The organism is Streptomyces altiplanensis (assembly GCF_053591575.1).
Genome location: NZ_JBSFUB010000017.1, coordinates 16276 through 39191 on the forward strand (window position 1 = coordinate 16276; position 22916 = coordinate 39191).

The 22916-nt window shown below is 72.6% G+C and carries 9 protein-coding genes and 2 pseudogenes; 4 read left to right on the forward strand and 7 right to left on the reverse strand.

The window, feature by feature from the left end; all coding sequences use genetic code 11:
- Positions 1-133 precede the first annotated feature (133 nt).
- Entirely contained in the window at positions 134-2416 is a 2283-nt protein-coding gene (locus ACWD0Y_RS11110) for a HelD family protein (RefSeq protein ID WP_450260090.1), read from the forward strand.
- Positions 2417-2422: 6 nt separating this feature from the next.
- On the opposite strand, the gene glgB is transcribed toward ACWD0Y_RS11110, so the two are convergent.
- The 5 genes and pseudogenes from glgB to ACWD0Y_RS11135 all read right to left on the reverse strand — a co-directional run bounded on the left by glgB (position 2423) and on the right by ACWD0Y_RS11135 (position 11317).
- A complete protein-coding gene (gene glgB / locus ACWD0Y_RS11115; protein WP_450260091.1) occupies positions 2423-5164 on the reverse strand; it encodes a 1,4-alpha-glucan branching enzyme in 2742 nt (913 codons plus the stop codon).
- A gap of 337 nt (positions 5165-5501) precedes the next feature.
- Positions 5502-6920, reverse strand: a pseudogene (locus ACWD0Y_RS11120) (maltokinase N-terminal cap-like domain-containing protein); the annotation flags it as partial.
- Positions 6921-7123: 203 nt separating this feature from the next.
- Positions 7124-8845, reverse strand: coding sequence for a maltose alpha-D-glucosyltransferase (treS, locus tag ACWD0Y_RS11125; protein WP_450260092.1), 1722 nt, complete (start codon positions 8843-8845; stop codon positions 7124-7126).
- The gene (locus ACWD0Y_RS11130; RefSeq protein ID WP_450260093.1) at positions 8842-10830 is read right to left on the reverse strand and encodes an alpha-1,4-glucan--maltose-1-phosphate maltosyltransferase; all 1989 of its coding nucleotides are present in this window, start codon (positions 10828-10830) and stop codon (positions 8842-8844) included. The genes treS and ACWD0Y_RS11130 overlap by 4 nt, the downstream gene beginning before the upstream one ends.
- 241 nt (positions 10831-11071) lie before the next feature.
- Positions 11072-11317: a hypothetical protein gene (locus ACWD0Y_RS11135; protein WP_450260094.1), complete on the reverse strand. Its 246-nt coding sequence runs from the start codon at positions 11315-11317 to the stop codon at positions 11072-11074.
- Between the two features lie 499 nt (positions 11318-11816).
- On the opposite strand from ACWD0Y_RS11135, the gene ACWD0Y_RS11140 reads away from it, so the two are divergent.
- Complete coding sequence (locus ACWD0Y_RS11140) at positions 11817-13103, forward strand: FAD-dependent monooxygenase (RefSeq protein WP_450260144.1); 1287 nt, start codon at positions 11817-11819, stop codon at positions 13101-13103.
- Between the two features lie 126 nt (positions 13104-13229).
- Positions 13230-15863 (forward strand): alpha-glucan family phosphorylase, encoded by a 2634-nt coding sequence (gene glgP / locus ACWD0Y_RS11145; RefSeq protein ID WP_450260095.1) that lies wholly within the window; start codon positions 13230-13232, stop codon positions 15861-15863.
- 126 nt (positions 15864-15989) lie between these two features.
- On the opposite strand, the gene ACWD0Y_RS11150 is transcribed toward glgP, so the two are convergent.
- Positions 15990-18017, reverse strand: a complete 2028-nt coding sequence (locus ACWD0Y_RS11150; RefSeq protein ID WP_450260096.1) for a M4 family metallopeptidase — start codon at positions 18015-18017, stop codon at positions 15990-15992.
- 303 nt (positions 18018-18320) lie between these two features.
- Between ACWD0Y_RS11150 and ACWD0Y_RS11155 the strand changes: the two genes are divergently transcribed.
- Positions 18321-19097: an SDR family oxidoreductase gene (locus tag ACWD0Y_RS11155; RefSeq protein ID WP_450260097.1), complete on the forward strand. Its 777-nt coding sequence runs from the start codon at positions 18321-18323 to the stop codon at positions 19095-19097.
- A gap of 75 nt (positions 19098-19172) precedes the next feature.
- Here ACWD0Y_RS11155 and ACWD0Y_RS11160 read toward each other — a convergent pair.
- Positions 19173-22883: pseudogene (locus tag ACWD0Y_RS11160) on the reverse strand (ABC transporter ATP-binding protein); the annotation flags it as partial.
- Between the last annotated feature and the right edge of the window lie 33 nt (positions 22884-22916).

A 22916-nucleotide genomic window follows, 5' to 3' on the forward strand; every position in this document is an offset into this window, starting at 1 on the left:
GCAGGCAAAAGAAATACCCCGGGGAATTGACACCCGGGGTATTTCGCTGCGTATATTGGGCGTTTCTGCGACCTTGTTCGGGATGGGTCACAGAGGTGCCGTATGAACACAGCTTAGCTTGTTGGGAGCTCAATTGTCAACCGAGGAATTTCAGAAGGAACAGGAATTCATCACCGGGCTCTACGCGCGCCTCGATGACCTGCGCGAAGAGGCCGAGGCCACCGTCGAATCGGCATTGACACAGGTGGGAACGGGCCACCAGGCGAAACTTGAGCGCGATGTACTGGTGGCCGAACAGTCCGGGCTGCTCGCCGCATTCAACGCGGAGGAGAGCGGACTCTGTTTCGGGCGGCTCGACTTCCAGGACGGACGCCAGTACCACATGGGCCGTATCGGAATCCGGCAGAACGACGCGGAGCGCACCCCCCTCGTCGTCGACTGGCGGGCCGAGATCGCCCGTCCCTTCTATCTCGCGACCGGGCATTCCCCGATGGGACTGCGCCGCCGGCGCCACATCACCACCGAGGGCCGCACCGTCACCGCGCTGCACGACGAGATCCTGGACCTCACCGACACCACCCGCACCGGCCACGAGGGCGCCGCAGCGGACACCGTGCTGCTCGCCGCGCTGGACGCGGCGCGCTCGGGGCGGATGCACGACATCGTGCAGACCATCCAGGCCGAGCAGGACCGCATCATCCGCGCGTCCCACCAGGGCGTCCTCGTCGTCGAGGGCGGCCCCGGAACCGGCAAGACCGTCGTCGCGCTGCACCGCGCGGCGTATCTGCTGTACGCGTACCGGGACCTGCTCGCCCGCCGCGGTGTACTGATCGTCGGGCCCAACCCGGCCTTCCTCTCCTACATCGGCGAAGTGCTGCCCTCGCTCGGCGAGACCGGGGTGCTGCTGGCGACCGTGGGCGAGCTCTTCCCGGGCGTCACCGCCACCGGAACCGACACCGCCGGGGCGGCCGAGGTCAAGGGCCGGGCCGCCATGGCGGACGCCCTCGCCCGCTTCGTACGGGACCGGCAGACCGTGCCCGACCCGGCCGTCGAGATCGAGCACGACGACGGCACGCTGGTGCTGGACCGGGCGATGGCGGAGGACGCCCGGGCCGCCGCCCGCCGGACCGGGCTGCCGCACAACCTCGCCCGCCCCCACTTCGCCTTCCGGATCATCGACGCGCTCACCGAACAGCTCGCCGACCGGATCGGCTACGACCCGTACGGCGGTCCCAACTTCCTCGGGCCCGACGACATCGCCCAGCTCGGCAAGGCCGTCGCGCTCAGCGGCGAGGTGCACGAGGCCGTCGACGCGCTGTGGCCGCCGCTCACCCCGCAGCAGCTGGTCGCCGACTTCCTCGCCGACCCCGTTCACCTCCCCGACGCCGACGCCCGGCTGATCCGGCGCGACGGCGGCGCGTGGACGCCCGCCGACGTACCGCTCCTCGACGAGGCCGCCGAACTGCTCGGCGAGGACGACTCGGCCGCGCGGGCGGCCGAGGAGGCCGAGCGGCAGCAGCGCATCGCCTACGCCCAGGGGGTGCTGGACATGGCGTACGCCTCCCGCACCTACGAGTTCGAGGACAAGGAGGACATCGACGAGGACGCGTCCGAGGTCCTGGGCGCCCACGACATCGTCGACGCCGAGCGGATGGCCGAGCGCCACGAGGAGGCCGACCACCGCAGCACCGCCGAACGAGCCGCCGCCGACCGCACCTGGGCCTTCGGCCACATCATCGTCGACGAGGCGCAGGAGCTGTCCGCGATGGCCTGGCGGCTGCTGATGCGGCGCTCCCCGACGCGCTCGATGACCCTGGTCGGCGACCCCGCCCAGACCGGTGACGCGGCGGGCTGCGACTCCTGGCAGCAGATCCTCGGCCCGTACGTCGGCGACCGCTGGGCCCACACCCGGCTCGGGGTCAACTACCGCACCCCCGCCGAGATCATGGAGGTCGCGGCCGGTGTGCGGCGGGCCCAGGACCCGGCCTTCGAGCCGCCGGGCTCCGTCCGCTCCACCGGTGTACGCCCCCGGGCGCACGCCACCGAGCCGGACGCCCTCGCCCGTACCGTCGCCGAAACGGTCGCGGACGAGGCGCCGGAGGAGGGGCGGCTGGCCGTCGTCGCCCCCCGCGAGCTGCACGGGGCGCTGGCCGCCGCACTCCCCGGCGCCGCGCACGGCGCCGCGCCCGACCTCACGCGGTCCGTCGTGCTCCTCGACCCGCGGCAGGCGAAGGGCCTGGAGTTCGACACGGTGGTCGTCGTCGAGCCCGGACGGATCCTCGACGGGTCGCCGCGCGGCGCCAACGACCTGTACGTGGCCCTGACCCGGGCCACCCAGCACCTCGCCGTCGTCCACACGGGAGCCCTCCCCGCATGCCTCCGGGAAGGGCTCGTGCGCGAATCGCGTGCCGCGTGAATGACGTCAGGCCGGCTTGAGCCACACCGTCGCCAGCGGCGGCAGCGTCAGCTGCAGACTCGACCGGTGCCCGTGCGCCCCGGCCGGCTCGGGCTTGACCGGCTCCGTGTTGCGCACATCGCTGCCGCCGTACCGGGCCTCGTCCGTGTTCAGGACCTCCGTCCAGGCCGGGATGAGGTCCGGGACGCCGAGCCGGTACTCCTGCCGTACGACCGGCGAGAAGTTGGACACGGCCAGCAGCGGACCGCTTCGGGCGTCGAAGCGCAGGAACGCGAAGACGTTGTCCTCGGCGGCGTCGCCCGCCACCCACGCGAAGCCGTCGGGGACGGTGTCCAGCTCCCACAGGGCCGGCGTGGCGGTGTAGACCTGGTTCAGGTCGCGGACCAGGTCACGCACGCCGCGGTGGTCCGGCTCCGCCGAGTACGACGGGTCCAGCAGCCACCAGTCGGGACCGTGCCCCTCCGACCACTCCGCCCCCTGCGCGAACTCCTGCCCCATGAAGAGGAGCTGCTTGCCGGGGTGCGCCCACATGTAGCCGAGGTACGCGCGGTGGGTGGCGCGCTGCTGCCACCAGTCGCCCGGCATCTTGCTCACCAGGGCCTGCTTGCCGTGCACCACCTCGTCGTGCGAGATCGGCAGGACGTAGTTCTCGCTGTACGCGTACACCATCGAGAACGTCATCTCGTTGTGGTGGTACTTGCGGTGCACCGGCTCCTTGCTGATGTACACCAGGGAGTCGTGCATCCACCCCATGTTCCACTTCAGGCCGAAGCCCAGGCCGCCGCTGTCGGTGGGGCGGGTGACGCCCTCCCAGGCGGTGGACTCCTCGGCGATCGTCACGACGCCGGGGTTGCGGCGGTAGACGGTCGCGTTCATCTCCTGGAGGAAGGCGACGGCGTCAGGGTTGTCGCGGCCCCCGAACTCGTTCGGCGCCCACTGGCCCTCCTCGCGCGAGTAGTCGAGGTAGAGCATCGAGGCGACCGCGTCGACGCGCAGACCGTCGATGTGGAACTCCTCGCACCAGTACGTGGCGTTGGCGACCAGGAAGTTGCGCACCTCGGGGCGCCCGTAGTCGAATTCGAGCGTGCCCCAGTCGGGGTGCTCGGCGCGCCGCCAGTCCTCGTGCTCGTACAGGTGGGGTCCGTCGAACCGCGCCAGCGCCCAGTCGTCCTTCGGGAAGTGGGCCGGGACCCAGTCCATGATGACGCCGATGCCGGCCCGGTGCAGCGCGTCGACCAGGTAACGGAAGTCGTCGGGCGTGCCCATGCGGGCCGTCGGCGCGTACAGGCCGGTGACCTGGTAGCCCCACGATCCGCCGAAGGGGTGCTCGGCGACCGGCATCAGCTCGACGTGGGTGAAGCCGAGGTCGGACACGTACGCGGGGAGCTGCTCGGCGAGTTCGCGGTACGACAGGCCGGGCCGCCAGGACGCGAGATGGACTTCGTAGACCGAGAACGGCGCCTCGTGCACCGGCCGGTCGGCGCGGTGGGCCATCCACTCCTGGTCGCCCCAGACGTGGTGCGGGGCCGTCACGATCGAAGCGTTGGCGGGCGGGACCTCGGTGCGGCGGGCCATCGGGTCGGCGCGCATCGTGCGGCTGCCGTCGGGGCGCATGATCTCGAACTTGTAGAGCGCGCCCTCGCCGACGCCGGGCACGAACAGCTCCCAGACGCCGGACGAGCCCAGGGAGCGCATCGGGAACCCGGTGCCGTCCCAGAAGTTGAAGTCGCCCACGACCCGTACGCCCCGGGCGTTCGGCGCCCAGACGGTGAAGCGGGTGCCGGTCACCCCCTGGTGGACCATCGGCTGCGCGCCGAGCGCCCGCCACAGCTCCTCGTGGCGGCCCTCGCCGATCAGGTACAGGTCGAGCTCGCCGAGGGCGGGCAGGAAGCGGTACGGGTCCTGCACCTCCAGCTCGTTGTCGTCGTACGTGACGAGGAGCGTGTACTCCGGCGGTACGGCGTCCAGCGGCAGCACGCCGGAGAAGAACCCGTCGCCGTCGTCGTGCAGCGGGGTGCGGTGGCCGGCGGTGAGCACGGTGACGGCCCGGGCGCAGGGCCGCAGCGCGCGCAGGACGACGCCGGCGGCTTCGCCCTGGAGCGGGTGGGCGCCGAGGACGCCGTGCGGGTCGTGGTGGTCCCCGGCGAGCAGCCGGCCCCGCTCGGTGTCGTCGAGCGCCAGGGGGCCCGGCCGCGGCTTCGTGCGCCCAGCGGGGTGCGTGGCGGCTTCGGCGTCCTGCGCCGCCTCCGGCGCGGAGCCGGGCAGCCCGTCCGCGGCGCCGGGCTGCGGGGCCCGCCGCGACCTGGTGGCCCTGGCCGGCTTCGCCGCGGGCGCCGCGGCGGTCTCCGGCTTCGCACGCCCGCGGGCGCCGCGGCCGGCCTCGGCGTCCTGTGCGGCCTTGGCCGCGGAATCGGGCGGCCCGGCGGCGGCCGCGGGCTCCGGGGCCTGCGGTGACGTGGCGGCCTTGGCGCTCTTGGCGGCCTTGGCCGTCTTCACCGGTTTGGCGGCCTTGGTGGCCTTGGTGGTCCTGGCGGGCTTGCGCGGCTGCGGGGTCTCGGCGGCCGCCAGGGGCTGCGGGGCCTGCGGCGGCTCGGTGGCCTCGGCCTGCTTCGGGGCCCTGGCGGGCCTGGCGCGCTTCCGGGGCGGTACGGCCGGCGCGGCATCGGGCTGTACGGCATCGGGCAGCGTGGGCGCGTCGGGCAGGTTCGGGGTGTCGGCGGACTTGCGGGACGGTGGACGGGGGGTCACGGGTGCGGCCTCCTCGGGAGGATCCGGTCGGGTTCGGTGAACGGGGGGAGGGTGGTCGAAGGGCGCTTCACGAAGGCACGGGGCGGGGGGAGGAAGAGATCCGCCGCCCTGGGTGCGCGGTGGGTCATGGCGTCGGCCCCGGGGTGCGGCCGGTGTCCGGGGGCGGTTCGGGCGCGCGGTGGCCGACGGTGTCCGAGGACGGGGCGGGACCGCTGTGCGGGGGCGTCCCCGGGGGCCGGGTGGAGCCGCCGTGCCTGGCCGTGCCCGGGGGCGGGCCGGTGGTGCGGTGCGCGGTGGTCTCCGGGCGGTGGCGGGCGGCGCGGGCCTCCGGGGTCGCCGAGGCCAGGCGCTGGATGGCCGCCAGGGGGACCGGGAGCCAGTCCGGTCGGTGCCTGGCCTCGTAGAGGACCTCGTACACCGCCTTGTCCGTCTCGTACGCCCGGAGCAGCTCCGGCTCGTCGCGCGGATCGGCCCCCGACGACTTCGCGTACCCGGTGCAGAACGCCTCGCGGCACCGCGTCGCCCAGTCCGCGTCCCACGGCTGGTGGGAGCGGGCCGCGTAGTCGAAGGACCGCAGCATGCCCGCCACGTCGCGTACGACCGGCTGCGGGCGCCGCCGCTCCGCGAGCGGGCGCGACGGCTCGCCCTCGAAGTCGATCACCGACCACTCGCCGCCCGGCGCGCGCAGCGTCTGGCCCAGGTGCAGGTCGCCGTGGACGCGCTGGGCCGGCCACGTCCGCCCCGCCCGTCCCAGCGCCGCGAACGCGTCGAACGCGGTGCGCAGCGCGGGGACGTACGGGACCAGCGCGGGCACCGCCTGAGCCGCCGCGTCGAGCCGCTCGGTCATCGCCGCCGCCAGCAGCTCCGTCTGCTGCCTGCGCAGGGTCGTCGTCGGCAGGGCGCCGGCGAGCGCGGTGTGCACCTCGGCGGTGGCCCGCCCCAGTGCCTGCGCGTCGGCGGTGAAGTCGTCGCCGGTGGCGAGGGACCGCAGCGCGCGCTGCCAGCCGTCCTCGGAGCCGTGCAGGAAGGGCTGCAGGACCCCGAGGGTGTACGGCTCGTACGGGTTGTCGGCGTTGGCGGCCTCGTACCAGGCGACCGGCGCCGGCACCCGCTCGCAGCCCTTGCGGGCGAGCGCGAGGGGCAGTTCCAGATCGGGGTTGGAGCCGGGACTGACCCGGCGGAACACTTTGAGGATGAACGAATCTCCATAGACCAGTGAGGAGTTGGACTGCTCGGCGCCAAGTGGCCTGGGAACGAGCCCGGGCGGGATGACGGCCGACGGGTCACGGCCGAAGCGCAGCGCTCCCGGCGCACCGGCGGTACGCAGTCGTTCGAGGAGCAGACCGGCGAGACGCGGGTCCAGGAGCGCGTCGTAGACGGTGAGTCCGGCCAGCGGCCCCTCCTGGACGTGCCCGACGAGAGCCGGCGCGAGACGCGGCGGCAGCGCGGGCCGTACGCCGAGCAGCAGTTGATAGCAGTCGGCGACCGGCGGCGCCGGTGGACCGGGCGACGCCGCGACGGGCTGCTGGACGCTCAGGAGCAGATGCAGCAGCCCGGGACTTCCCTGGGCGGGCAGCAACTCCGTGGCAGCGACCAGCGAGAACCCGGTGACCGGGCGCCCTTTGCCCGCGAACCACCGCTGCCTGGGCAGCCATTCATGAAGCAGCGGCGCCAGCGAGGGGAGCAGCGCCGGGGGTGGGGCTGGAGGAGTGGCGCGGCGGGCGGCCGTACTCCGGGTGGATGCAGCCTCCGACATGGCATCGCGTCCTTTCCCCGGGCACACCACAGGATGCGCAGAGTGTCCCGGATTGCGACCGTAGCTGTCCGGGCGGTGCGTGGGGTTCTCCCCGCAGTCGAAACGCGGGAAGTGTCGGGTCGGGGATCGTCCGTACGGACCCGATACGAGGGGGAGAGTGCCCAGGGCGAGGCAGTGGAAACCGCCCCGCCCCGGACGGGACTTCAGCCGCGCTTGGCCGGCAGCGGTGACGCGTCCTTGCGCAGCCGGAACCAGTAGAAGCCGTGACCTGCGAGGGTCAGCAGATACGGCCATTCGCCGATGGCGGGAAAACGCACCCCGCCGATCAGCTCGACCGGATGCCGTCCGTTGAAGGCCCGAAGATCCAGTTCCGTCGGCTGCGGGAACCGCGAGAAGTTGTGAACGCACAGCACCAGGTCGTCCTTGTACTCGCGCAGGAACGCGATCACGGCCGGGTTGGTCGACGGCAGCTCGGTGTACGAGCCGAGGCCGAACGCGGGGTTCTGCTTGCGGATCTCGATCATCCGCCGCGTCCAGTGCAGCAGCGAGGAGGGCGAGGTCATCGCCGCCTCGACGTTGGTGACCTGGTACCCGTAGACCGGGTCCATGATCGTGGGGAGGAAGAGGCGCCCCGGGTCGCAGGACGAGAAGCCGGCGTTGCGGTCGGGTGTCCACTGCATGGGTGTGCGTACGGCGTCCCGGTCGCCCAGCCAGATGTTGTCGCCCATCCCGATCTCGTCGCCGTAGTACAGGATCGGCGATCCGGGGAGGGAGAGGAGCAGAGCCGTGAACAGCTCGATCTGGTTGCGGTCGTTGTCGAGGAGCGGGGCCAGCCGCCGCCGGATGCCGATGTTGGCGCGCATCCGCGGGTCCTTGGCGTACTCCGCGTACATGTAGTCGCGCTCTTCGTCGGTGACCATTTCGAGGGTCAGCTCGTCGTGGTTGCGCAGGAAGATGCCCCACTGGCAGTTGGACGGGATGGCCGGGGTCTTGGCCAGGACTTCCGAGACCGGGTACCGGGATTCGCGGCGTACGGCCATGAAGATGCGCGGCATCACGGGGAAGTGGAACGCCATGTGGCACTCGTCGCCGCCGGCCTTGTAGTCGCCGAAGTAGTCGACGACGTCTTCCGGCCACTGGTTGGCCTCGGCGAGGATCACGGTGTCCGGGTAGGACGCGTCGATCTCCTTGCGGACCCGCTTCAGGAACTCGTGGGTGCGGGGCAGGTTCTCGCAGTTCGTGCCCTCCTCCTGGTAGAGGTAGGGAACGGCGTCGAGGCGGAAGCCGTCGATGCCGAGGTCGAGCCAGAAGCGCAGGGCGGAGATCATCTCCTCCTGCACGGCCGGGTTCTCGTAGTTGAGGTCCGGCTGGTGGGAGAAGAAGCGGTGCCAGAAGTACTGCTTGCGGACCGGGTCGAAGGTCCAGTTGGAGGTCTCCGTGTCGACGAAGATGATCCGGGCGTCCTGGTACTGCTTGTCGTCGTCGGCCCAGACGTAGTAGTCGCCGTAGGGCCCGTCCGGATCGGAACGGGACTCCTGGAACCACGGGTGCTGGTCGCTGGTGTGGTTCATGACGAAGTCGATGATCACGCGCATGCCGCGCTGGTGCGCGGCGTCGACGAACTCCACGAAGTCGGCGAGGTCGCCGAACTCGGGGAGCACGGACGTGTAGTCCGACACGTCGTAACCGCCGTCGCGCAGCGGGGACTTGAAGAACGGCGGCAGCCAGAGGCAGTCGATGCCCAGCCACTGGAGGTAGTCCAGTTTGGCGGTGATGCCCTTGAGGTCGCCTACGCCGTCTCCATTGCTGTCCTGGAAGGATCGGACGAGCACCTCGTAGAACACGGCGCGCTTGAACCACTCGGGATCGCGGTCCTTGGCGGGTGTGTCCTCGAAGGTGTCGTGGACGGGCTCGTTGACGATCATGATGTGGGTGACCCTCCGATCGGCGGGGACGGTCGCAGGACGACGATGTGCGCGGGCGTACGGCCCGGCTCTAGGCGCACATAGTTGGCCCTGCCCCAGTGATAGGTCTCGCCGGTGAGCTCGTCGCGCACCGGGACGGAATCGGACCAGTCGAGGCCGAGTTCCGGCATGTCCAACGAGACCGTGGCTTCCTGGGTGTGGTGCGGGTCGAGGTTGACGACCACCACAACGGTGTTCGAACCCGAGCGCTTCGAGTAGACGAGGACCGCGTCGTTGTCGGCGTGGTGGAAGTGCAGGTCACGCAGTTGCTGAAGGGCGGGGTGGCGGCGGCGCACCCGGTTGAGGGTGGTGATCAGCGGGGCGATGGTGCGGCCCTCGCGCTCCGCGCCCTCCCAGTCGCGCGGCCGCAGCTGGTACTTCTCCGAGTCGAGGTACTCCTCGCTGCCCTCCCGGACCGGTGTGCCCTCGCACAGCTCGAAGCCCGCGTACACGCCCCACGTGGGCGCCAGCGTGGCGGCGAGCACCGCCCGCACCTCGAAGGCCGGACGGCCGCCGTGCTGGAGGTAGGCGTGCAGGATGTCCGGGGTGTTCACGAAGAAGTTGGGACGCATGTACGCGGCGGCGTCGCCGGTCAGCTCCGTGAGGTACTCGGTCAGCTCCTGCTTGGTGTTGCGCCAGGTGAAGTACGTGTACGACTGCTGGAAGCCGATCGCGCCGAGGGTGTGCATCATCGCGGGACGGGTGAAGGCCTCGGCCAGGAAGATCACGTCGGGGTCGGTGCGGTTGATGTCCGCGATGACCTTCTCCCAGAAGACCACCGGCTTGGTGTGCGGATTGTCGACGCGGAAGATCCGCACGCCGTGGCTCATCCACAGCCGCAGCACCCTCAGCGTCTCGCGGACCAGCCCCGGCATGTCGGCGTCGAACGCGATCGGGTAGATGTCCTGGTACTTCTTCGGCGGGTTCTCGGCGTACGCGATCGAGCCGTCGGCGCGGTGGTGGAACCACTCGGGGTGCTCGGTGACCCAGGGGTGGTCGGGTGAGCACTGCAGCGCGAAGTCCAGCGCGATCTCCATGCGCAGGTCCCGGGCGCGGGCGACGAAGTCGTCGAAGTCCTCGAACGTGCCGAGGTCGGGGTGGATCGCGTCGTGGCCGCCGTCCGCCGAACCGATCGCCCAGGGCACACCGACGTCCGTGGCGGACGCCGACAGGGTGTTGTTGGGGCCCTTGCGGTGGGTGGTGCCGATCGGGTGAATGGGCGGCAGGTAGACCACGTCGAAGCCCATCGCGGCGACGGCGGGCAGCCGCTCGGCGGCCGTCCTGAACGTGCCGCTGACCTGCTTGCCCTTCGTGTCGGTACGGGCACCCTCCGAGCGCGGGAAGAACTCGTACCAGGAGCCGAAGAGGGCGCGCTCGCGCTCGACGAGCAGCGGCATCCGCGGTGAGGACGTGACCAGCTCGCGCAGCGGGTGACGGGCGAGCGCCGCGTCCGCCTCGGGGCCGAGCGCGGCGGCGAGCCGGGCCGAGGGGGGGATCGTGGTGTCGCGCAGCGCGTCGACGGCGGCCAGGACGGCCTCGCGCCCGTCCTTCTTGGGCACGCCGGACGCGGCGCGCTCGTACAGCTCCGCGCCCTCCGCGAGGACGAGCTCGGTGTCCTGGCCGGCCGGGATCTTGATCCGGGCGTGGTGGCGCCAGGTGGTCACGGGATCGGACCAGGCCTCCACGGCGTACGTCCACTGCCCCTCGGCGGCGGGCGTCACGCGCGCCCCCCACCGGTCGGTCCCCGGCGCGAGTTCGCGCATCGGGGTCCAGGGGCCCTCCCGGCCCGCCGGGTCACGCAGGACGACATTGGCGGCGACGGCGTCGTGGCCCTCGCGGAAGACGGTGGCGGTGACTTCGAACGTCTCACCGGCCACCGCCTTGGCGGGCCTTCTGCCGCAGTCGACGGCGGGACGTACGTCCAGGACAGGAATGCGACCGATCATTGGCTCACCTGGTGGCTGTGCGGCCGCGGACGGGCGCGGCTCGCGGTCGGGGGCTTTCTTGGGGTCTGTCCTTTTTAGCCGCTCCGTTGGCGACTGACGGGGTGCGGGCATCACCGCTCCTGTCCACGTTCACTCGGGTGGACCGACTTTGGGTGCGCGGGCGTGTGTACCGGAGGAGCCTTCCCTCGTACCTCGGGTGCGCAATCCGGCGCTTTGTTAACTACTGCCGCGTAATGCGGCTCTATAACAGGGCGGACGGGAAACGGCCCCGTCCGTTCGGGCGGGACCGTCCTTCTGCCGGATGCGGGTTGTGCCGTTCGGGTCGGTTGTCCACCTGGCGCAGGCGGTTCGGCGAGCCGGGGCCCGCGCCCGTGACCTGGTCCAGGACCGCCTGCGCGGCCAGGGCCCCGACCGCTTCCGCCGGGGGCGCCCGCGGGCGGGCGGCCAGGTGGAGCGCCGCCGCGCCCGCCGTCGGCGTACCGGACAAGGTTCCTGTCGCCGTGTCACCCGCGTTCCGGGCGGACGCGGTTACCGCGCCGGGGGCGAACGGGCCGGGCCGCGTGAACCGGTCCCCGGCGTCCGGCCCTCGGGCGGGGCGGCCCGCGCGGGCGGGGCGGCGGCCGGAAGGACCGCCGCCGCGGCGACAGCGGTGACGGCCCCCGCAAGGCGCGGGCGGATGTTCCGCGTTCGCGCCATGTACGGGGTCGCCCTCCTCAACCCGGCGTGAGGGCGGCGGAGTTGACCGTCCGCGTCGTCCGCGAGGGGGGCGACGGGGGACCCCCTTCCCGGACCTGCGCGAGCCGCCCCCGGCCTCCGCCGTCTCCCCCGCCAGCGTGCTGCGTATCCTCAAGATCTTCTGCGCGCGTCACATCGGCATCACGACGCGCGGGGCGTACGGCGAAGAGGCCCGGCTGGACGGTCCGGGCCCCGGCGGCGCCCCTCCCGTCGAGCCGTCGCGCTCCGAGCACCCGAAGGACCACCCACCCATGACGCACATCCTGATCGCCGGCGGCGGCATAGCCGGACTCACCGCCGCGCTGAGCCTGCACGCGGCCGGCTTCGACCGGATCACCGTGGCCGAGGCGGCCCGCACGATCCAGCCGGTCGGCGCCGGGCTGAACATCCTGCCCAACGCGGTGCGCGAACTCGACGCGCTCGGGCTGTTCGACGCCCTCGACCGGGAGGCCGTACGCACCCGTGAACTGCGTTACTACCACTGCGGCGGCGGCCTGATCTCCCGCGAGCGGCGCGGTCTCGACGCCGGTTACCGCTGGCCCCAGCTCTCCGTCCACCGCGCGCACCTGCAGCGGACGCTGGCCGATGCCGTACGGGACCGGCTGGGCGCGGACGCCCTCGTCACCGGCGTACGGGTGTCCGGGCTGACCACCCTGCCCGACGGCCGGGCCCGCGTGCGGCTGGAGCACCGGGGCGGCGGGGCCCACGGGCGCACCACCCTGGAGCCCGACGTGCTGATCGGCGCCGACGGCATCCGCTCCGCCGTCCGCGCCGCGCTCCGTCCGGACGGGGGCGCGCCGGAGTGGAACGGTCTGCTCGTGTGGCGCGGCGTCTCGCGGATGCCCGCCGAGCGGGTGCGGCCCTTCATGTTCGTCGCGGGCTCCGACCGGCAGAAGGCCGTGGTCTACCCGCTGTCCGGGCCGGCCGCCGGCACCGGTGAAGTGCTGGTCAACTGGGCCCTGGTGAGACCCGCGGACTCCATCGGCGACGCCGTGCGCGGTGACTGGAACAGACCGGTCCCGCTGACCAGGTTCCTCCACCACTACGAAGGCTGGGAGTTCGACGGCGTCAGCGTCCCCGAGGTGCTGCGGGCCTCCGACAACGCGTTCGAATATCCCATGGTGGACATCGAACCCCTGGAACGCTGGAGCCACGGCCGTACGACGCTGATCGGCGACGCTGCCCACGCCATGTACCCGGTCGGGTCGAACGGCGCGACCCAGTCCGTCGTCGACGCCCGCGCCCTCGCCCACGCCCTGGCCCTGCACGCCGATCCGGCCGAGGCGCTGGTGGCGTACGAGGCGGAGCGCAGGCCCGCGATGACCGAACTCCAGCGGGCCAACCGGCAGCTCGGCCCCGAGGCCGTCATCAGCCTGGCGCACGAACGGGCGCCCGGTGGTTTCACGGACATCGACGAGGTGATCCCGGCGCACGAGCTGGCGGCCGTCTCCGCCAAGTACGCGGCCACCGGGGCGTTCGACCCGGCCACGGTCAACCTCGGCTCGCCGTACGACGTGCCGGTGCACGCCCTGCACTGATCCTCCACGCCCGCCGTGCGCCGTGGCTGAGGAGGGTGGAGTGGCACTACCTTCTGGAGGGAAAGGCCGGACACACACCGCCGTGCGTCCGACCCGGTTCGTACGTCCCCTGCGAAGGTGGAACACGTGAAGGCCATTCGTCGATTCACCGTGCGCCCCGTTCTTCCCGAACCCCTCCGACCCCTGAGCGACCTGGCCCGCAATCTGCGGTGGTCGTGGCACACCGAGACCCGCGAGCTGTTCCAGGCCGTGGACCCCGAAGGCTGGGCGGCCGCTGGGGGTGATCCCGTACGGCTGCTCGGGGCCGTGCCTGCCGGGCGGCTGGCCGAGCTGGCCGAGGACCGGCATTTCCTGACCAGACTGACCGCCGCCGCCGACGACCTGGACGAGTACCTGCGCGGACCGCGCTGGTACCAGTCGCAGTCACCCACTCCCCAGCTACCGGCCGCCGTCGCCTACTTCTCACCCGAGTTCGGGGTCACGGCGGCCCTTCCGCAGTACTCGGGCGGCCTCGGCATCCTCGCCGGTGACCACCTGAAGGCAGCCAGCGACCTGGGCGTACCGCTCATCGGGGTCGGGCTGCTCTACCGGCACGGATACTTCAGGCAGAGCCTGTCCCGGGACGGCTGGCAGCAGGAGCAGTACCCGCTGCTCGACCCGAACGAGCTGCCCGTGTCCCTGCTCCGGGAGGCCGACGGCACCCCCAGCCAGGTCGCGCTCACCCTGCCCGGCGGGCGGGCCCTGCGCGCCCACATCTGGCAGGCCCAGGTCGGGCGCGTACCGCTGCTGATGCTCGACTCGGACGTCGAGGAGAACGCGGCGGGGGAGCGCGACGTCACCGACCGGCTGTACGGCGGCGGCAGCGAGCACCGGCTGCTCCAGGAGATGCTGCTCGGCATCGGCGGGGTGCGGGCGGTCCGCTCGTACTGCCGCCTGACCGGCCATCCCACCCCCGAGGTGTTCCACACCAACGAAGGGCACGCGGGCTTCCTCGGCCTGGAGCGGATCCGGGAGCTGGCGGACGAAGGGGTGGAGTTCGACGCCGCCCTGGAGGCGGTACGGGCCGGGACCGTCTTCACGACGCACACGCCCGTGCCGGCCGGCATCGACCGCTTCGACCGCGAGCTCGTCGCGCACCACTTCGGGGACTCGGGCGAACTGCCGGGCGTCGACGTCGGGCGCGTTCTCCAGCTCGGCATGGAGACCTACCCCGGCGGCGAGCCGAACCTCTTCAACATGGCCGTGATGGGCCTGCGGCTCGCCCAGCGCGCCAACGGCGTCTCCACCCTCCACGGCGCGGTCAGCCGCCGGATGTTCTCCGGTCTGTGGCCGGGATTCGACCCCCAGGAGGTGCCGATCACCTCGGTCACCAACGGGGTGCACGCGCCCACCTGGGTCGCCCCGGAAGTCATGCGCCTGGGAGCGCGGCAGATCGGCGGGGGCCGTATCGAGGACGCCCTGTCGGTCGGCGGGTCCCAGCGGTGGGACGCCGTCGGCGACATCGCGGACGCCGAGATCTGGGACCTGCGGCGCACCCTGCGCCAGCAACTGGTCCAGGAGGTGCGGGAGCGGCTGCGCGCCTCGTGGCGCCAGCGCGGCGCCGTGGACGCGGAGCTCGGGTGGACCGACGCCGCGCTGGACCCGGACGTCCTGACCATCGGCTTCGCGCGGCGCGTTCCCTCGTACAAACGGCTCACCCTGATGCTGCGCGACCGCGACCGGCTGATGGACATGCTGCTGCACCCCCAGCGGCCGGTGCAGATCGTGGTGGCGGGCAAGGCGCACCCGGCGGACGACGGCGGGAAGCGGCTGGTGCAGGAGCTGGTGAGGTTCGCGGACGACCCGCGCGTGCGCCACCGGATCGTCTTCCTGCCCGACTACGGCATGGGCATGGCGAAGAAGCTCTACCCGGGCTGCGACGTCTGGCTGAACAACCCGCTGCGCCCGCTGGAGGCGTGCGGCACGAGCGGGATGAAGGCCGCGCTCAACGGCTGCCTCAACCTGTCGGTGCTCGACGGCTGGTGGGACGAGTGGTTCGAGCCGGACTTCGGCTGGGCCATCCCGACCGCCGACGGCGTGGTCACCGACGTGGACCGGCGCGACGACCTGGAGGCCAACGCGCTGTACGAGCTGATCGAGCAGCGCGTCGCGCCGCGCTTCTACGACCGGGGCCCGGACGGGCTGCCCGGCCGCTGGATCGAAATGGTCCGTCAGACCCTGGCCACACTCGGCCCGAAGGTGCTGGCGGGGCGCATGGTGCGGGAGTACGTCGAGCGGTTGTACGCCCCGGCCGCCGAGGCGCACCGGGCGCTGGCCCCGGACGCGGCCCGCGAACTGGCGGCGTGGAAGGCGCGGGTGCGCGCCGCGTGGCCGCAGGTCGCGGTCGACCACGTCGAAGCCGTGGCGGCCACCGCCGTCAACGGCACGGCGGAGCTCGGCTCGACGCTCGGCCTGCGCGTACGCGTGGCCCTGGGCCGGCTCGGTCCGGACGACGTGGAGGTGCAGGCGGTCGCGGGCCGGGTCGACCCGGACGACGCGATCGGCGACGCCCAGACCTTCCCGCTGAAGCCGGCGGGCGGTCCGGACCTGGAGGGCCGCTGGATGTACGAGGGCCCCCTGACCCTCGACCGCACGGGCCCCTTCGGTTACACGGTCCGGATACTGCCGTCCCACCGCCTGCTGCCGCACAGCGCGGACCTGGGCCTGGTGGCGCTGCCGACCGGGGCGACGGGGGAGGGCGCGGGCGTACTGATGCGCTGACGCACTGATGCGCCGACGCACCCGGCAGGCCCGCCAGGCCCGCCAGGCACAGGGAAGAGCCCTGCGGGAACGGACATCCGTTCCCGCAGGGCTCTTCCGCGGTGTTCTACGGGCCTTTGCGGGGTGTTACGGGAACGTCAGCTTGAAGCCGCTGATGTAGCCGGTGTCCTGCCTGGCCACGTCCTGGACCCTGAGCTTCCAGACCCCGTTCGCCGTCTCGGAGGACGCGTTGACCGTGTACGTCTCCTTGACGTTGTCCGCGGAGTCCGACGAGCTGGAGCCCTTCAGGCGGTACGCCGTGCCGTCCGGGGCGAGCAGGTCGACGACCAGGTCACCGCGCCAGGTGTGGACGATGTCCACGCCGACCTGGAGGTTGCTGGGCGCCGCGCCCGTCTTGGTGGAGGTGACCGACGAGGTGACCGCCGCGCCGTTGTCCGGGATGGCGACATCGGCGGTGTTCTCGAAGGACGTGCCGGTCCCCGGGTCGCCGCCGCCGGGACGGGCCCCGACGTTGACGCCCGCCCAGGCGTCGGCGACGGCCTTGTACTCGGCGCTGGTGGTGCCGTACAGCTCACCGGCGACCGCGAGGGTGCCGGTGCGGGCCCCCGCGTAGTTGGTCGACGAGCCGAACTTGGTGGTGAGCGCCTTGAACCAGATCTGCGCGGCCTTCTCCCGGCCGATGCCGGTCACCGGCAGGCCGTCGGAGGTCGGCGAGTCGTAACTGACGCCGTTGACGGTCTTGGCGCCGCTGCCCTCGGAGAGCAGGTAGAACCAGTGGTTCGCCGGGCCCGAGGAGTAGTGGACGTCGATGGAGCCGATGCCCGAGTACCAGGCGTCCTTGGACGAGCCGTCCCTGCTCGGCTTGTCCATGTAGCGCAGCGGCGTGCCGTTGCCCCGGATGTCGATCTTCTCGCCGACCAGGTAGTCGCCGACGTCCTTGGTGTTGTTGGCGTTGAACTCGACGGCGGCGGCGAAGATGTCGGAGGTCGCCTCGTTGAGGCCGCCCGACTCGCCGCTGTAGACGAGGCCGGCGGTGTTGGAGGTGATGCCGTGCGTCATCTCGTGCGCGGCGACGTCGATCGAGGTGAGCGGCTTGGTGTTGTTCGCGCCGTCGCCGTACGTCATGCAGAAGCACGCGTCCGACCAGAAGGCGTTGACGTACGCGTTGCCGTAGTGGACCCGGGAGTACGCGCCGACACCGTCACCGCGGATACCGCTGCGGCCGTGCACGTTCTTGAAGTAGTCCCACGTCAGGCCCGCTCCGTACGCCGCGTCCGCGCCCGCGGTCTCGGCGTTCTGCGGAGTGCCGTCGCCCCAGACGTCGTCCGGCCCCGAGAAGAGGGTGCCGGTGCCCGACGTACCCCGGTTGAGGTTGTACGTCTTGTGGCTGCCGCGCCCGGTGTCGGTCAGGGTGTACGACGGGGCGGAGCCCACCGTCACCTGGCCGCTGTACTGGGTGTTGCCGGTGCCGTTGTGGATGGCCTGCCACTCGAAGATCTTCTTGCCGGTGGAGGCGTCGGTGACGACGTGCAGCTCGTTCGGGGTGCCGTCGTGCTGCAGGCCGCCGACGACCGTCTCGTACGCCAGCGTGGGCTCGCCCTGCCCCATCCACACCACCTTGCGCGGGGCGCGGTCGGCCTCGGTCTTCTTCGAGCCCTCGGCCTTCGCGGCGCCCAGCGCCTGCTTCTCGGCGGCGGCCGGCGTGACCTCGGCGCTGGTGTCGACCGACGTGAGCCGGGCCTTGGACGCCTTGGTCACGCCCTCGGTCTTCCCCGCCCTCGTCTCGGCGACGATCAGGTCGCCGCCCAGGACCGGGAGTCCGTCGTAGGTGCGCTCGTACCGCGTGTGGGTGGTCCCGTCGCGGTCCTGGACGACGTCGCGTACGGCGAGCTTCTCCTTGGCGCCGAGGCCGAGGTCCTTGGCGGTGGCCGCCTTGGTGGCGTTGGCCTCGCGTATCAGCTCCGCGCGCTGGGCGGGGGAGAGCTTCGCGGGCAGGGCGCCGGGGTCGGCCTTCCCGGCCGCGGCGGTCTTCGGGGCGGTGGTCCAAGGATCGTCGGCCGATGCGGTGCCGGCCTGTACGCCGACGGTGAGCAGTGCCGCCGCGGTCAGCAGCGCGCCGGTCGCGGTGGCACGTCGTCCAGTCGTGGATCTCACGCGAACTCCTTCTGCAAGGGGGGTGTCGGGCGGCTTGGGGTGGGCTGCCCGGGCGGAGCCGTGCGGAGCAAGGTGGAGCGCGGAACGGGGGAAGAGTGGCAGGAACGGGGGTTGTCTGTCAGGAGCGCGTCAACAAGTTGGCCGGAAATCGTCCGCTGCCCGAAGAGCCGTGTCCGTTCAGCGGACGTTTCACGGGGTGTTGCCGCAACGCCGCCGGGGTCCGGTGCCGGGCCGGGGCCGGTCGCGCGATGATGTTGCGGACTGACCGGTTTCAGTGCACTCCGGAGGGACGGGAACGTGGCGATGGACGGACCGATCTTGGTGACGGGCGCCACCGGAACGCTGGGGCGCCCCCTGGTGGACCGGCTGCTGGCGGAGGGCGCGGCCGTACAGGTGATGAGCCGTCGCCCGCGCCGGGCGGACGACGACAGGCCGTACACGTGGGCGGTCTGCGACCTCGCCTCGGGCAAGGGGCTCGGGGCCGCGGTGGAGGGCGCGGCGACGATCGTGCACTGCGCCACGAACGCCCGCAACGACGTGGCGACGACCCGGCGGCTGATCGACGCCGCCCGGCGGGCCGGCGGCCCGCACCTGGTCTACATCTCGATCGTGGGCGTGGACCGGGTGCCGTTCTTCTACTACGACGCGAAGCTCGCCGCGGAGCGGCTCGTCGAGGGGTCCGGGCTGCCCTGGACGATCCTGCGCGCCACGCAGTTCCACGACCTGGTGGCCACCATGACGCTCGCCCAGCGGCGCCTGCCGGTGACACTGGTGCCGGCCGGCCTGCGCTTCCAGCCCGTCGAGGTCGCGGAGGTCGCCGGGCGGCTCGCGGAGCTCGCCCGGAGCGCGCCGGCCGGGCGGGTGCCGGACATGGGCGGCCCCGAGGTGCGCGACGCCCGCGACCTGGCCGCCTCGGCGCTGCGCGCGGCGGGGCGGCGCCGGCGGCTCGTGCCGGTGCGGTTGCCGGGCAAGGCGTTCCGGGCGTACCGCGCGGGCGGCCACCTGGCCCCCGACCGGGCCGTCGGGACGGTGACGTTCGAGGAGTACCTGGAGAGGAGGGCGAAGGCGGGCCGGCTGTGAACGGCCGCCGCGACCGGTGCCGGCGGCCGTGCCACGCGTGCCGGAGCGCGGCGTACGCGCCGCCCCCGGTCATCGTCAGGCCAGGCTGTCGCGCCAGGCCCGGTGCAGGTCCGCGAAGCGTCCCGTGCCGCCGACGAGTCCGGCGGGGGAGCCGTCCTCGACGATGCGGCCGTGCTCCATGACCAGCACCCGGTCGGCGACCTCCACCGTCGACAGCCGGTGCGCGATCACCACGGCCGTACGCCCGCGCAGCACCGTGTTCATCGCGCGCTGCACCGCCCGCTCGCCCGGGATGTCCAGGGACGACGTCGCCTCGTCGAGGATCAGCACCGCGGGGTCGGCGAGCAGCGCGCGGGCGAAGGCCACCAGCTGCCGCTGCCCCGCCGAGATCCGGCCGCCCCGCTTGCGTACGTCGGTGTCGTACCCCTCCGGCAGAGCGCTGATGAAGTCGTGCGCACCGATCGCCTCCGCGGCCCGCTCGATGTCCTCGCGGGTGGCGTCGGGGCGGCCGACGGCGATGTTCTCGGCGACCGTGCCGGAGAACAGGAACGCCTCCTGGGTCACCATCACCACCCCGCGCCGCAGCTCCGGCAGGGCGAGGTCGCGCAGGTCGGTGCCGTCGAGCAGGATGCGGCCCTCGGTCGGGTCGTAGAAGCGCGCCAGCAGCTTGGCGAGCGTCGACTTGCCCGCGCCCGTCGAGCCGACGACGGCGACCGTCCGGCCGGCCGCCAGGGTCAGGCTGAAGCGCGGAAGGACCTCGCCGCCGGTGCGGTAGGCGAAGCCGACGCCGTCGAAGACGACCTCGCGGCCCGGTCCGCCACCGGCGGGCGCGGGCAGCTTCCGCGGCTCGGCGGGCTCGGGGACGGCCGGGACCTGGGCGAGCAGGCCCGCGATCTTCTCCAGGGAGGCGGCCGCGGACTGGTAGGAGTTCAGGAACATCCCGAGCCGGTCGATCGGGTCGTACAGCCGCCGCAGGTAGAGCACGGAGGCGGCGAGGACGCCGAGCTCCAGGCCGCCGCCGGCGACCTGGTAGGCGCCCCACAGCACCATCGAGGCGACCGCCGTGTTGGCGACCAGCCGCGAACCGACGACGTACTGGGCCATCTCCAGCAGGCCGTCGCCGTTCGTCCGCTCGTGACGGTGGTTGAGCACGCGGAACTGCGCGTCGTTCGTCCGCTCGCGCCGGAACGCCCGCACCGGCCGGATCCCGTTCATCGTCTCCGCGAACTTCACGATGACGGCGGCGATCGCCGTCGACCGCTTGCCGAAGACGACGGCGACACGCCTGCGGTAGCGCCGGACGAGCAGGTACAGCGGTACGAACGACCCCACCGCGAGCCCGCCGATCCCCACGTCGAGGTAGAGCAGCAGCGCGCAGATGAAGACCGAGGAGAGGACGACGCCGATCAGCTCCTGGAGGCCTTCGCCGAGCAGCTGCCGCAGCGACTCCACGTCGGTCGTCGACCGGGAGATCAGCCGCCCCGACGTGTACCGCTCGTGGAAGTCGACGCTCAGTGCCTGCGCGTGCCGGAAGATCCTGCCGCGCAGGTCGAGGAGTACGTCCTGGTTGACACGGGCGGAGACCCGGACGAAGGCGTACTGCAGGGCGCCCGCGCCCACCGAGCACAGCAGGTAGCCGGCCGCGACGGCGGCCAGGGGCCCGAAGTCGTCGCGCCGCAGGGCCGGTACGCCGCGGTCGATGGCGTACGCGACGAGCAGCGGGCCCGCCTGCACCGCCGCCAGCTGGAACAGCAGGATCAGCGCGGCGGCGGCGACCCTGGCGCGCCGGGGCCGCAGCAGCGAGCGCAGCAGCGCGAGCGTCGCGCCCTCGGGCGCGGGCAGCGCGTCGCGGTCGAAGAGGTCGCCGCCCTGCGCGCTGCCGCCCTGCGCGCCGGCGCCGGGGCCGGCGCCGGGGTCCGGCTCGGGCTCCGGCCCGGTGCCGGCGGCGGAGCGGTTGTCCGCGGTGGTCGTCATGCGCCCTCCCCGTCGTCCTTCTTCCCGCCGGCTTCGGCTCCCGACATCAGCCAGGCGTACTCGTCGCTGGTGCGCAGCAGTTCGTGGTGGGTGCCCACGGCCGTGATGCGGCCGCCGGACAGCAGCGCCACCCGGTCGGCGAGCAGCACGGTCGACGGCCGGTGCGCGACGACGAGCGCGGTGGTGTCCTCCAGTACGCGCCGCAGCGCCGCCTCCACCAGGGCTTCCGTGTGCACGTCGAGCGCCGACAGCGGATCGTCGAGCACGAGGAAGCGCGGCCTGCCCACCACCGCCCTGGCCAGCGCGAGCCGCTGCCGCTGCCCGCCGGACAGGCTCAGGCCCTGCTCGCCGACCTGCGTGGCCGTGCCCTGGGGCAGCCGGTGCACGAAACCGGCCTGGGCGGTGTCCAGCGCGCGCGCCAGATCGGCCTCGTCCGCGCCCCGCCCCGCCCCCATCAGTACGTTCTCCCCTACGCTCGCCGAGAACAGCGTGGGCTCCTCGAAGGCGACGGACACCAGCTCCCGCAGCCGCTCGCGCGGCATGGCCGTGATGTCCGTCCCGTCGAGCGCGATCCGCCCGCCCGTCACCTCGTGCAGCCGTGGTACGAGCGTGGTGAGCGTGGTCTTGCCGCTGCCGGTGGCTCCGACGAGGGCCATGGTCTCGCCCGGCCGTACGTGCAGATCGATGCGCGCGAGGACGGGCGGAGCCCCTTCGGGCGCGTCGGGGTACCGGAACTCGACCCCGTCGAAGACGATCCCGCGCCCGGGAGCCATCGGGCCCGCAGCCGGGGCCGCAGCCGGGCCCGCGCCGGAGGAGGGCCCGCCCTCCTCCGTCCCTTCCGGCCCTTCCGTCTCCTCCCGCGCGTCCATCACCTCGAAGTACCGTTCGGTCGCCGTCGCCGCGTCCTGGCTGATCGCGAGCAGGAAGCCGATCGACTCCACCGGCCAGCGCAGCGCCAGCGCCGTGGAGAGGAACGCCACCAGCGTGCCCGCCGACAGCACGCCGTCGGCGACCTGCACCGTCCCGAGCACCAGCGCGGCCCCGACGGCCAGTTCCGGCAGGGCGGTGATCGTCGCCCAGATCCCCGCGAGCAGCCGGGCCTTGGCCAGCTCGGTGCCCCGGAGCGTCAGCGACAGCTCCCGGAAGGCGTGGGCCTGGCTGCGGTTGTGTCCGAACCCCTTGATGACGCGGATGCCGAGCACGCTCTCCTCGACGACGGTCGTCAGGTCGCCGACCTGGTCCTGCGAGCGCCGCGCGACCAGCGAGTACTTCGCCTCGAAGACCGAGCACAGGACCACCAGCGGGATCACGGGCGCCAGCAGCACCAGCCCCAGCGACCACTGCTGGAGCAGCAGAATGACGACCCCCACCAGGATCGTCACCCCGTTGACCAGCAGGAACGTCAGCGGGAACGCCAGGAACATCCGCAGCAGCATCAGGTCCGTGGTCCCGCGCGACAGCAACTGCCCCGACGGCCACCGGTCGTGGAAGGCCACCGGAAGCCGTTGCAGATGCCGGTACAGATCGCCCCGCATCGCCGCCTCCACCCCCGCCAGCGGCCGTGCCACCAGCCACCGCCTCAGCCCGAAGAGCGCCGCCTCCGTGAGCCCGAGCAGCAGCAGGTACAGCGCTCCGAGCCACACCCCGCCCGGGTCCCGGTCCGCGACCGGGCCGTCCACGATCCACTTCAGGACGAGCGGGATGACCAGCCCGAGGCAGGAGGCCAGCACCGCGACGAGGGCCGCGCAGGCCAGACGCGCTCGCACCGGCCGTACGTAGGGCCACAGGCGCAGCAGCGAACGTACGGCCGATCGTTCCGTGGAGGGTGCGTCCGTTCCGGTCATC